10 protein-coding genes and 1 tRNA gene are annotated in these 12,646 nt (G+C 70.0%); 5 read left to right on the forward strand and 6 right to left on the reverse strand.

The genetic code is table 11. From position 1 onward, the window contains the following. Positions 1-7 precede the first annotated feature (7 nt). From JIX55_RS25715 to JIX55_RS25735, 5 genes are all read left to right on the forward strand, one after another. Positions 8-2,182: a copper resistance CopC/CopD family protein gene (locus JIX55_RS25715; protein WP_257565640.1), complete on the forward strand. Its 2,175-nt coding sequence runs from the start codon at positions 8-10 to the stop codon at positions 2,180-2,182. An 8-nt stretch (positions 2,183-2,190) separates the two neighbouring features. Then, entirely contained in the window at positions 2,191-3,654 is a 1,464-nt protein-coding gene (efeB, locus tag JIX55_RS25720; RefSeq protein ID WP_257565641.1) for an iron uptake transporter deferrochelatase/peroxidase subunit, read from the forward strand. Positions 3,655-3,775: 121 nt separating this feature from the next. Next, positions 3,776-4,711: a prephenate dehydratase gene (gene pheA, locus JIX55_RS25725; protein ID WP_257565642.1), complete on the forward strand. Its 936-nt coding sequence runs from the start codon at positions 3,776-3,778 to the stop codon at positions 4,709-4,711. 569 nt (positions 4,712-5,280) lie between these two features. Beyond that, entirely contained in the window at positions 5,281-6,558 is a 1,278-nt protein-coding gene (gene serS / locus JIX55_RS25730; RefSeq protein ID WP_257565643.1) for a serine--tRNA ligase, read from the forward strand. Between the two features lie 56 nt (positions 6,559-6,614). After that, positions 6,615-7,445: an HAD family hydrolase gene (locus JIX55_RS25735; protein ID WP_257565644.1), complete on the forward strand. Its 831-nt coding sequence runs from the start codon at positions 6,615-6,617 to the stop codon at positions 7,443-7,445. Positions 7,446-7,856: 411 nt separating this feature from the next. Here JIX55_RS25735 and JIX55_RS25740 read toward each other — a convergent pair. The 6 genes from JIX55_RS25740 to JIX55_RS25770 form a co-directional block, all read right to left on the reverse strand. Then, positions 7,857-7,940 (reverse strand) — tRNA-Ser (locus tag JIX55_RS25740). Positions 7,941-8,226: 286 nt separating this feature from the next. Next, on the reverse strand, positions 8,227-8,553 hold the full coding sequence (locus tag JIX55_RS51500) for an SGM_3592 family protein (RefSeq protein WP_257569482.1): 327 nt from the start codon (positions 8,551-8,553) through the stop codon (positions 8,227-8,229). Between the two features lie 265 nt (positions 8,554-8,818). Then, positions 8,819-9,538, reverse strand: coding sequence for an ABC transporter permease (locus tag JIX55_RS25755; RefSeq protein WP_257565645.1), 720 nt, complete (start codon positions 9,536-9,538; stop codon positions 8,819-8,821). Positions 9,539-9,547: 9 nt separating this feature from the next. Further along, positions 9,548-10,459, reverse strand: coding sequence for an ABC transporter ATP-binding protein (locus JIX55_RS25760; RefSeq protein ID WP_257565646.1), 912 nt, complete (start codon positions 10,457-10,459; stop codon positions 9,548-9,550). After that, positions 10,456-11,394, reverse strand: coding sequence for an ABC transporter permease (locus tag JIX55_RS25765; RefSeq protein WP_257565647.1), 939 nt, complete (start codon positions 11,392-11,394; stop codon positions 10,456-10,458). Before JIX55_RS25765 ends, JIX55_RS25760 begins: the two co-directional genes overlap by 4 nt. Then, a complete protein-coding gene (locus JIX55_RS25770) occupies positions 11,384-12,373 on the reverse strand; it encodes an ABC transporter ATP-binding protein (RefSeq protein WP_257569483.1) in 990 nt (329 codons plus the stop codon). Before JIX55_RS25770 ends, JIX55_RS25765 begins: the two co-directional genes overlap by 11 nt. Positions 12,374-12,646: the final 273 nt, after the last annotated feature.

Below are 12,646 nucleotides of genomic sequence, written 5' to 3' on the forward strand. Positions count from 1 at the left end.
AGCACCGTTGAGCCGGTTGAGGCCGTTGCTGTTGCTGTTGTTCGCCACCCTCGGAGCGCTGCTCGCCGGTGCCGTGCCCGTCTCCGCGCACGCCGCGCTGACCGGCAGCGACCCACAGCAGGGGTCCGTGGTCCAGGAGGCGCCGGGCCAGGTGTCGCTCACGTTCTCCGAGAAGGTCGCGATGTCCGACGGCTCGGTGCGGGTGTACGACCCCAAGGGCAAGCAGGCCGACACCGGCGAGGTCACCGACCTGGGCGGCAACAGCTACGGGGTCGAGCTGCACTCGGGGCTGCCCGACGGCACGTTCACGGTCACGTACCAGGTCGTGTCGGCGGACAGCCACCCCGTCTCCGGCGCCTTCACCTTCTCCGTGGGGGCGCCCTCCAAGACGACGGTCGCCGTACCCGAGCAGGAGGCCGGCGGCGGGATCGTCGGCGGCCTCTACGGGTTCGCGCGCTATCTCTCGTACGCCGGTTTCATCCTGCTGGTCGGCGGCGCCGCCTTCGTGCTGGCCTGCTGGCAGCGCGGTGCCGGGGTACGGCCCGTGCAGCGGCTCGTCGTCTCCGGCTGGCTCGCGCTGACGACCGCCACCCTCGCGATGCTGCTCCTGCGCGGCTCCTACACCGGGTCCGGCAGACTCGGCGACATCTTCGACCTGGACCTCGTCGGCCAGGTCCTCCAGACCAAGACGGGCGCGGCTCTGGTCTCCCGGCTCCTGCTGCTCGCCGCGGCCGCGCTGTTCATCGCGGTGCTGTTCGGGGCGTACGCACGGCGGGACGAGGAGGCCGAGGACGACAGGGACGTCGAGGAGGTCGAGGAGGTCGAGCAGGTCGAGCAGGTCGACGGGGAGATCGCCGAGGGGGCCGGTGGCGCCGAGGAGGCACCTCGGGGTCGTACCTCAGCCGCCGATGACACCTCTGGGAAGGGCGTCTCCGAGAAGCTCACCTCTGAGGACACCGCAGAGGACTCCGCAGAGGACGCCGAGGACGACGAGGACGACGAGGACGAGGACGACGACCACTCCCGCCAACGGGACCTCACCTTCGGGCTCGCCATCGGTGGGGGCGTGGTCTCCGCCGGTCTCGCCGCGAGCTGGGCGATGGCCGAGCACGCCTCGACCGGCATCCAGACGGGCATCTCGATGCCCTTGGACGTCCTGCATCTGCTGGCGGTCGCCGCCTGGCTGGGCGGCCTGTCGACCCTGCTTGTGGCCCTGTTCCGGGCGCCCGTCGACGCACAGATCGAGACGGCGGCCGTACGACGGTTCTCGCGGGTCGCGTTCGGCAGCGTGCTCGTACTGACCGCGACCGGTATCTACCAGTCGTGGCGCCAGGTCGGCACCTGGTCGGCGCTGACCGGCACGTCGTACGGGCAGCTGCTCCTCGTGAAGATCGGCCTGGTCGCCGTACTCGTCGGAATCGCGTGGATCTCGCGCCGGTGGACCGCGCAGCTGGCGGAGGCGCCGGCCGCGGTGGAAGCGGAAGCCGTGGTGGAGAAGGAGCCCGCGGCCGCACACGCCACCGTCGGCGGTTCCGAGCGGGCCGCCGGGGGTGGCTCCTCGCCTGCATCCGGCAGTGGTTCCGCGGCTGCCTCCGACGGTGGCTCCGAGCGGGCCGTCCAGCTCGCCCGGCAGCAGGCGGCGATGGCGAGCGCGCGTGAGAAGCGGATACGGAGCGCCGATCCGGGCCGTACGGGGCTGCGTCGGTCGGTGCTGGCTGAGGCGGGCGTCGCCGTCGTACTCCTCGCCGTCACGACGGTCCTGACGGCCACCGAGCCGGGGCGCACGGTGGAAGAGGCCGAGGCGGCCAACGCGGCCGTGACGCAGGAAGCCGAGCAGTCCGGCGCGCTGGCGCTGGACATGTCGTTCGACACGGGCGGCAAGAACGGCAAGGGCGTGGCCCGGCTGGAGATCGACCCCGCGCGCGTGGGCGCCAACGAGATGCACGTCTACGTCCAGAGCCCCGACGGCAAGCCCTTCGACATCCCCGAGGTGAAGGTCGCCTTCACCCTGGAGACCAAGAAGATCGGCCCCCTGCCCGTCGTCCCCGACCGCATCACCACCGGCCACTGGACGGCGGACGGCGTGCAGATCCCCATGGCGGGCGACTGGAAGATCGAGATCACCGTACGGACATCTGACATCGACCAGGTGACCGTCAGCAAGAACGCGAAGATCGGCTGAAACACACCATGGCTGACCAGTCCACGACGGCCCCCTCCGAGGGGAACGACCCCACCGGGGGCAGCACTGTCGAGACAGGCTCCACCTCCCCAGGCGCGCGGGGCAGTGTGGAGAATGCGGCTGCCGCCGCGCGGGCGCGATCAACCACACATGACCCGCAGTCGCCCTCGGGCCTCTCGGAGCCAGGGCGAAGCGGCGACACACCACCCACCGGTGGAACGATCTCCCGGCGCCGTCTGCTCGGCACGGCCGGCGCCACCGGCCTCGCACTGGGCGCGGCGGGCGGCGCCGCCGGATACGCGGCAGCCTCTTCCTCTACTTCCTCCTCCGAGAAAGTGACCCCCCTGTCCTCCCTCGGCGCGGGGGAGGTGATGTTTCACGTGAAACACCAGCCGGGGATCACCACACCCCTCCAGGCCCGTGGCCACCTCGTCGCGTTCGACCTGGCCGCCGGCGCGGGGCGCAGGGAGGCGGCCGCCCTGCTGCGCCGCTGGTCGGGCACGGCCCGGCGGCTGATGGCGGGCGAGGCCGCGGCCCAGGACGACACGGACATCGCCCGTGACGCGGGACCGTCGTCGTTGACGGTCACCTTCGGCTTCGGACACAACTTCTTCTCCCGTACCGGTCTGGAGAAGCAGCGCCCGGACTCTCTGGACCCGCTGCCCGACTTCTCCTCGGACCATCTCGACAAGACACGCAGCAATGGCGACCTGTGGGTGCAGATCGGCGCCGACGACGCGCTCGTCGCCTTCCACGCGCTGCGCGCGATCCAGAAGGACGCGGGCAGCGCCGCCCGGGTGCGCTGGCAGATGAACGGCTTCAACCGTTCCCCGGGTGCCACAGCCCGTCCCATGACGGCACGCAACCTGATGGGCCAGATCGACGGCACCCGCAACCCGAAGCCGACCGAGTCCGACTTTGACGAGCGGATCTTCGTCCCCGCCTCCGCCTCACCGGACACCTCCGGCGACCCGGCGTGGATGGCGAACGGCTCCTACGCCGTCGTACGCCGCATCCGTATGCTCCTCGACGACTGGGAGCAGCTCTCGCTCAAGGAGCAGGAGGACGTCATCGGGCGCCGGAAGTCCGACGGTGCGCCGCTGAGCGGGGGCACGAAGGGGACCGAGACGACCGCGATGGATCTGGAGAAGACCGACTCCCAGGGCAATCTCCTCGTCCCGATCAACGCGCATGCCCGCATCACCCGCCCTGACCAGAACGGCGGCGCGGCCATGCTCCGCCGCCCCTTCTCCTTCCACGACGGCATCGACGCGGACGGCACCCCCGACGCGGGCCTCCTCTTCGTCTGCTGGCAGGCCGACCCCCTCCGCGGCTTCGTCACCGTCCAACGCAAACTCGACCGCGGCGACGCCCTGTCGAAGTTCATCCGCCACGAGTCGAGCGGCTTGTTCGCGGTCCCGGGGGGCGCGGCGGAGGGGGAGTACGTAGGGCAGAGGTTGCTGGAGAGCTAGCCACTTTCGGCGTCGTCGGCCGGGAGGCGCGAGGGCGCCTTCCCGGGCCGTACATCGCTCTCAGGGGTGGTGTACGGGAGACGCGTACGCCGGGTCGCCCTAGGCCCATTAGGGTGAGTCCATGCCAGCCAGCTACGTGTACCTCGGCCCCGAAGGCACCTTCACCGAAGTCGCCCTGCGCACCCTGCCGGAGTCCGCGACCCGCGAGCTCATCCCGATGGTGTCCGTCCCCGCCGCCCTCGACGCCGTCCGTAACGGCGAGGCCGAGGCCGCGTTCGTCCCGATCGAGAACTCCGTGGAGGGCGGCATCACGACCACGCTCGACGAGCTGGTCGCCGGGGCCCCGCTGATGATCTACCGCGAGGTGCTCCTCTCGATCACCTTCGCGCTGCTGGTCCGCCCGGGCACCAAGCTCTCGGACATCAAGACGGTCACCGCGCACCCGGCCGCCCAGCCGCAGGTCCGCAACTGGATGAAGGCCAACCTCCCGCCCGACGTCGTCTGGGAGTCCGCCGCCTCGAACGCCGACGGCGCCCGCCTCGTCCAGGAGGGCCGTTACGACGCCGCCTTCGCCGGTGAGTTCGCGGCCTCGCGGTACGGCCTGGAGGCCCTGGAGACCGAGATCCACGATGCGGAGAACGCCCAGACCCGGTTCGTCCTGGTCGGCCGTCCCGCCCGGCCCGCCGCCCCGACCGGCGCCGACAAGACCTCCGTCGTCATCTGGCAGCGCGACGACCACCCCGGCGGACTGCGTGATCTGCTCGGCGAGTTCGCCGTCCGCGGTGTCAACCTGATGCTGCTGCAGTCCCGCCCCACCGGCGAGGGCATCGGCAACTACTGCTTCGCCATCGACGCCGAGGGTCACATCTCCGACCGCCGGGTGGCCGAGGCCCTGATGGGCCTGAAGCGCGTCTGCCTACAGGTGCGTTTCCTCGGTTCGTACCCGCGTGCGGACGCCACGACGGCGAAGATCCGGCCCACGCTGCCGGGGACCTCCGACACCGAGTTCGTGGCCGCGTCGGACTGGGTGGCGCGCTGCCAGGACGGCCGGTTCTAGGACAGCCCTGCCGCCGGTCCTACCTGCTTATTTTTTTGTCCACAGAAGTTATCCACAGGTGGGCTTCTCGACCTGGGGACAAGTCGACAACGCGGTGCCACTTGGTCGACAAATCACCTTCGAGGGCCCCACTGCGTCCACAACCCCGTCGGTCACCCTTCGTCCACGCGTTTCCTCCAGTCAATCCTTTAGAGCGACCCATTCTTGTGCGAATCCACTCGAAAGGGGGCGGGAAGGTGGTTTGGGTGGGGAATCCTCGAGTCGACGCCCGCCTTCCCCAACGATCTTCTCCCGCATCCACAGATCTTTCGCACAGCCTGTGGATAACTCTCCGGCGCTGTGGATTTCTGTGGACAGTCGATCCCCAAGTCCCATACGCCGCAAGGGAGTCGAGTCAACCAGGCGTCACATCCGTGCCCCCTTTCAGGGTGTTCGACCCCATTTCATTGACTTCATCGAGGCTCACCGACATCCGTCATCGCCATCGACATTTGGTTCAGACCACCACAGAAGCGGCGTACAACGAATTCAAGTCGTGGGCCGGAACCACGCACCGGTAGCCTTGAGGGGTGATTGACCTTCGCCTGCTCCGTGAGGACCCCGACCGTGTGCGCGCGTCCCAGCGCGCCCGTGGAGAGGACGTCGCGCTCGTCGACGCCCTCCTGTCTGCCGACGAGCGGCGCAGGTCGTCCGGCGTCCGCTTCGACGAACTCCGCGCCGAGCAGAAGTCGCTCGGCAAGCTGATCCCCAAGGCCTCCGCCGACGAGAGGGCCGAGCTGCTCAAGCGCGCGGAACAGCTCAAGGCCGACGTCAAGATCGCCGACGCCGAGCGCGACGCGGCAGACACCGAGACCCAGGAGCTCCTCCTCCAGCTCGGCAACCTCGTGCACCCCGACGTCCCCGTCGGCGGCGAGGAGGACTTCGTCACGCTGGAGACGCACGGCGAGATCCGCGACTTCACCGCCGAGGGCTTCGAGCCCAAGGACCACCTGGAGCTCGGCACGATCCTCGGCGCCATCGACACCGAGCGCGGCGCCAAGGTCTCCGGCTCCCGCTTCTACTTCCTGACGGGCGTCGGCGCCCTCCTCGAACTCGCCCTGGTCAACGCGGCGATGGCCCAGGCCACCGCAGCCGGCTTCACCCCGATGCTGACCCCGGCGCTGGTCCGCCCGCAGTCGATGGCAGGCACCGGTTTCCTCGGCCAGGCCGCCCAGGACGTCTACCACCTCGACAAGGACGACCTGTACCTGGTCGGCACCTCCGAGGTCGCGCTCGCGGCGTACCACATGGACGAGATCCTCGACGCCGACCGCCTCCCCCTGCGCTACGCGGGCTTCTCCCCCTGCTTCCGCCGCGAGGCCGGTTCGCACGGCAAGGACACCCGGGGCATCTTCCGCGTCCACCAGTTCGACAAGGTCGAGATGTTCTCGTACGTCGCGCCGGAGGACTCGCAGGCCGAGCACCAGCGCCTGCTGGACTGGGAGAAGCAGTGGCTGACGTCGCTGGAACTGCCGTTCCGGGTCATCGACGTCGCCTCCGCCGACCTCGGCTCCTCGGCCTCGCGCAAGTTCGACTGCGAGGCGTGGATCCCGACCCAGGGCAAGTACCGCGAGCTGACCTCGACCTCCGACTGCACGGAGTTCCAGTCGCGCCGCCTGTCGATCCGCGTCCGTGACGGCAAGCAGGTCAAGCCGCTGGCCACGCTCAACGGCACCCTCTGCGCCGTCCCGCGCACCATCGTCGCGATCCTGGAGAACCACCAGCAGGCCGACGGCTCCGTCCACGTGCCCGAGGTCCTGCGCCCGTACCTGGGCGGCCGCGAGGTGCTGGAGCGGGTAGCCAAGTGAGCGAAGCGGCTGCCGCCGGGGACCCCGCGGGCTCCCCCCACTCCGGGAAACCCAAGATGTCGGAGGCGTCCGAGGCTCCCTCGGGCTTCCCGTACAAGCTGATCGCGACCGACCTCGACGGAACGCTCCTGCGCTCCGACGAGTCGGTCTCCCGGCGCACCCGTGAGGCGCTCGCCGCGGCCACCGCGGCGGGCGCCGCCCACATCGTCGTCACCGGCCGGGCCGTCCCCTGGACGCGCCACGTCCTTGACGACCTCGGCTACCGGGGACTGGCCGTCTGCGGCCAGGGCGCACAGGTCTACGACGCCGGAGAGCACCGTCTACTCACCGCCGTCACCCTGGACCGGCAGCTCGCCGCCGTGGCCCTCGCCAAGATCGAGGCGGAGGTCGGCCCCCTGCGCCTGGCCGCCAGCCGCGCGGGCCTGGAGGGCGAGGTACTGGTCGGCGCCGGGTACGCCCTGCACGGCTCGCTCCCCACTATCCCGCTCACGGATGTGTCCGACCTCTGGGCGGCCCCGCTGAACAAGATCTACATACAGCACCCCACCCTGACCTCCGACGAACTCGCCGAAGCCGCCCGTCAGGCCGCCGGCGGCTTCGTCACCGTCGCCATGGCCGGCGAGGGGATCGTCGAACTCCTCCCCCTCGGCCTCACCAAGGCCACCGGCCTCTCCCTGGCCGCCCGCCGCCTCGGCGCGAAGCGCACCGACACCCTCGCCTTCGGCGACATGCCGAACGACATCCCCATGTTCACCTGGTCCACGCACGGGGTGGCCATGGCCAATGCCCACCCCGACCTGAAGGCGATCGCCGACGAAGTGACCTCCTCCAACGAGGACGACGGCATCGCCGAGGTATTGGAACGGCTGCTGAGCTTGCCGGCTTGACGAACGATGGGCCGTCCGACGAGCCGACTTCGGCGAAGGACGGCCGGCGTCAGCACAAAGGACGGCCGGCGTCAGCACAGGGGGGCTCGGCTGCGGGCTACCCCAGTCTGGTGGGGAAAGCGATACTGCGGGTCCCGTACTTGCCCGATCGAAGTCGCCCCTCCGTCGTCGCCGTCCATAGCTGCGGGCAGTCGTGCCGCTGGGGCGGCACGGGTGGGCGATGAGGGCCCTCTCGAGCGAAGCCGAGAGGGGGGAGGCGCCCTGCGAGCGCCGGGAGGCCAAACCCACGCTCGCCCAGCGCAAGTTGCCAAACACCCTCAAGAACGCCCCGCGGCCCAGCACAGCAAGGGAGCCGCCCTACACGTACCCCCAGCCCAAGAACCCGGCCAAGTCACAGCGACAGAGAAACAGCGGAGGATGCACGAATCGAACGTGCGCGGGCAAAACCCGACCACGGCTTAGCAAGCCGGTGCCTTACCACTCGGCCAATCCTCCGGGTGGGCGGCCCACGCGAAGCGATTCGCGTGCTCGAAGCGGCCGCCCCGAGCAGCTCCCTGCTGGGGGGGGACGGACTCGACGGAGGGGTTACTACTCCGGAGCCCGCCGTGCGCTGCCCTGTCGGGAGCTCGACGTACTGCGCCTGAAGGACAGCATCGCCGGGCTCCTCTCCCAGAACATGGCGCCGGCTCGACCCGGCGGCCTGGACATCAACCACTGTGCCCGGCAGACGAGTTGCACGCCACCGAATATCCACCGCACGGCTGCCCACCGCGCGACGCGGTCACCGGCGGCGCCATCTGCGTCGTCGCGCCTTACTGAAGAACCACCCGGCGGGTGGTTCGTCCGACCGCCAGGGCTGGGGGTCGGGTGCCTGCTGCCGCCAGCGCGCCGCGAGCATCCGCGCCCGACCCGACGGCTCGGCCGTCTCGGCGGACCGTATGAAGTCCTCGTCCAGGACGAGGCCGTCCCAGCCATCCCCGCCCGCGCCCCCGACACCGGCCGCGGGCCTGAGCCTCGACGTGGATCCGGCTCCAGCCTCGTCAGCCGGTCCACCCTCGGCACCCGATCCGGCCCCGGAGCCCGCTTCGACTCCGGCTCCGGCGCCCAACCCCGTCCCGGAGCCCGCCCCGGCGCCCAGCCCGGTCCTGGAGTGCGCTCCGAACTCAGCCGTGTCGTCGCTCACCGAGCCCTGCGTCTCGCCGCCGTCGGGCGACACCTCCGCTGCCATCCCCGTTCCTCCCGCCTCCTGGCCACCCTTCCTGGCCGCGTATGCCCCATCGTTACCGCCTCGCCCAGTGTGCCGGGACGTACGTGAAGGCCCTGTCAAGATCAAGAGAGGTCGTCCTCCGGGGCCGACCACCCCGGAGGTTCCGTCACTCCTCGCCGGCCAGCTTGAGCGTCCGCAGCTTCTGCCCCGCGTACCAGGTCGCACCCGCGGTGACGACCGTCAGCAGAACCACCGCGGTCGGCAGCCCCACATCGGAGGTCACGAGGCCGCCGTCGGTGACCTTCTGGGCGACGGCAAGCGCCCACTGCTGAACGCTGAGCGTGCGCGCGCCGTCCACCAGGGACCCGAAGAGCGTCTCCCAGACGAGCGCGTACACGAGCCCGAAGACGACCGCGTGGCGGGTGACCGTCCCGAGGAGCAGGAACATCGCCGCGTACGCGATCGAGGCGACCAGCGCCGCCACCGTGTAGGCGACCGCGATCTGCTGTCCGTTGCCGTTCAGGATCAGACCCGCGAGCAGTGTCGGTATGGCCGAGAACGCCATGGTCACCGCGACAGCCACGATCAGCTTCGTGCAGATGATCGTCGGCCGCTTCACCGGCTTGGCCAGCAGATACACCACCGAGCCGTCGTCGATCTCCGGCCCGATCGCGCCCGTTCCCGCGATGACGCCGATGATCGGCACCATCGTGGCGAGGGCGAACCCGCCGAGGAGGTCCGCGGCCACCTGGTCGTCGGCGCCGCTCAGGGCGCGCACGGCCACGGAGAGCACGATCAGCAGGGCGGGCAGCGCGCTGAGGATGAGGGCCCGACGGCGGCCGAGCAGGGCCCGGTAGGTGAGCCGGGCGACTGTGGGGTCGTACATCTTGGCCTCCTACGCCGCGACGAGATACGAGAAGACGGACTCAAGGGACTCGTCCGACGGGGAGACCGTCAGCAGACGGATGCCATGGTCCCGGGCCACCCTCGGCAACAGGGTCGTGAACCGGCCGAAGTCGACGGCCTGGATGCGCAACGCACCCTCAGCCAGGTCCACTTCGATCCCGGCGGTCGACGGGTCGGCGATCAGCGCGGCGGCCAGGGCCCGGTCGTCGCTGGAGCGCACCAAGTAGCGGTGCGGGCGGTCGGTCATCAGCCGGCGGATGCGCCGGAAGTCGCCGCTCGCCGCGTGCCGTCCGGCGACGATCACCTCGATGTGGGCCGCCAACTGCTCGACCTCTTCGAGGATGTGGGACGAGAACAGCACCGTGCGGCCCTCGTCTCCCATGCGCCGCAGCAGGTCCATGAGCTGCATGCGCTGGCGCGGGTCCATGCCGTTGAACGGTTCGTCCAGCAGGAGCAAAGACGGTTCGTGGACCAGGGCGGACGCCATCTTCACGCGCTGGCGCATGCCCTTGGAGTACGTCGAGATCTTGCGGTCCTGCGCGTACTCCATCTCCACCGTGGCGAGCGCCCGCTGGGCGGCCTTCGCCCCGAGGCCGTGCAACTCGGCGTTGGCGACGACGAATTCGCGGCCCGTGAGGAAGTCGTACATCGCCTCGCGCTCGGGGACGATGCCGATGTGCTTGTAGATCTGCTCGTTGCGCCACACCGGCTTGCCGTCGAGGGTGACGGAGCCCGTGGAGGGGGCGAGGAAGCCGCCCATCATGTTGATGAGGGTGGATTTGCCGGCGCCGTTCGGGCCGAGGAGGCCGGTGACGCCGGGGCCGATCGTCATCGTGACGTCGTTGACCGCCACCACATTGCCGAACCAGCGCGAGACGTGGTCGATGTTGAGCGTGGTCACAGCCCGACCTTTCGGTAGCGGCGCATCAGCAGGCCGTAGGAGCCTGCGATGAGACCCAGGACGACGAGGAGATAGACGACTCCCTGCCCACTGGAGGGGCCGTGTCCGCCGGGGAAGGCGGAGGTGGCGCCCAGGAAGGCGGTCTGTACACCGTCTATCAGCGTGATCGGCGAGAAGAGGCCGAGCCAGGGCACCGCTTCGGTGCTGGACTGCACATCGGCGATGGCCTGGACTACGGACACGGCCCCGTAGGAGATGGTGAAGACGGCGATGACGGCCGCGATGCCGAAGCCGCGGCGCGGTGTGACCGCCGAGATCACCAGGCCGATACCGGCGAAGAGGAGCGACAGCAGTGCCACGGACACCAGTCCTTGCGCGAATCCCTTGGTCTGGTCGGTGAAGTCGAGCTTGGCCAGCAGCGCGCCCACGTAGAGCACGAGCAGGGGCACCGTGGTGAGGACGAAGAGCGCCGAGGTCAGCGCCGCGAACTTCGCGCGGACGTAGTCGGCGGTCTCGATCGGGCGCGAGAAGTACAGGGGGACCGTCTTGAAGCGCAGGTCGCGCGAGACGGACTGCGGTGCCTGGGAGGCGACGTAGAGGCCGATGACGGCCTGCATGATGACCGCGTAGTCGGTGTACTTGATGGGCAGGTCGTTGGCCTGGGTGGCGACCGCGACCGCCACCATGATGGCCGCCGGTACGCACATCACCGCGAAGAGCAGCATGGGCAGCACCTTGGACTTGGCCGAGCGGCCCAGCCCGTACGCGCCACGCAAGGACTGCGAATAGAGGGAGCGGCGGGCGTAGGCGCGGCCCAGACGGGGGCCGTCATAGGAGCGGTATCCGATGTTGTGGATGCGGCTCTGTTCGCCCGCACGCGCGGGCTGTCCACCGGTGAGGGCCGGTGCCTGTGCACCGTGCTGCTCAACCGCCATGGCCGACCGCCTCCTTCCGTGCGTCCTGGGCGCTCCGGGTGCCCGTCTGTTCGTCGTTGTCCGTGAAGACCTCGGCGATGTGGTGCCTGCGCTGCTCCATGCGGACCAGGCCGAGGCCCAGGTCGGCGACGATGTCGCGGACCAGGTCGTAGGTCTCCTCGCCCTGGGCGGTGAGGAGCAGGATGTGCCCGGCGCCCGGCAGGCCGCTGCCCTCGGAGACGGTCACCCCACGCCCGACGAGGGCCTCGCGCAGCGCGCTGGTGCCGTCGGGGTGTTCGTCGCTGTCGGTGACCTCGATCGCGAGGGTCGCCGTGTTCTGGGTGAAGTCCCTCGTGGAGCTGGACCGCAGCAGCTTGCCGCCGTCGACCACGACGACGTGGTCGCAGGTGCGCTCCAGCTCGCCGAGCAGGTGGGAGGTGACCAGGACCGAGATGCCGAAGTCGGTGTGGATGCGGCGGATCAGGCCCAGCATCTCGTCCCGGCCGACCGGGTCCAGGCCGTTGGTCGGCTCGTCCAGGAAGACCAGCTGCGGGTCGTGCACCAGGGCCTGGGCGAGTTTCACCCGCTGCTTCATGCCCGTGGAGTAGCCGCCTATGGGGCGGTACCGCTCCTCGTACAGGCCGACATGGCGCAGGGTGTCCGCGGTGCGCTCGCGCGCGGCGGTCGGCGGGAGGCCGGACATCCGGGCCATGTGCACGACGAACTCGGTGGCCGAGACGTCGGGTGGCAGGCAGTCGTGCTCCGGCATGTACCCCACCCGCTCGCGGATGGCGCCGCCTTTTGTGGCGACGTCGAGGCCGAGCACCTCGGCACGCCCCTCCGAGGCGGGGGACAGACCCAGCAGGATCTTGATCAGTGTGGACTTGCCGGCGCCATTGGCACCGACGAGTCCCGTCACACCGGGTCCGATGTCCACGGAGAGCCGGTCAAGGGCGGTTACCCTCGGGAACCGCTTGCTCAGGCTTTCGGTCGCGATCACAGTCACGATTTAGACATTAGGGTCGCGGGCCGCCGCGGTCGTCACCCCGCAGAGCTGTCTCCGTCTCACTCTCGAGTCGTACGGGCCCGTAGGGGGCATCAACCGCCGGTCCCCCTAGGGGTCACCCTGAGGTCGAACAACCGACGGTCTCGAGCCGCGGCAACGGCCGCCATAAGGGGGAACGACCGGCGTCACCGTTTCGTGCCCGCCTCCGTACCTGCCCTCGAGCCGCCGGTTTTCCACAGGCCTCGCGCACTGCCATTGACGCAGCCG

The sequence above is a fragment of the Streptomyces sp. DSM 40750 genome (assembly GCF_024612035.1).
In the GTDB taxonomy this organism is placed as follows: Bacteria; Actinomycetota; Actinomycetes; order Streptomycetales; family Streptomycetaceae; genus Streptomyces.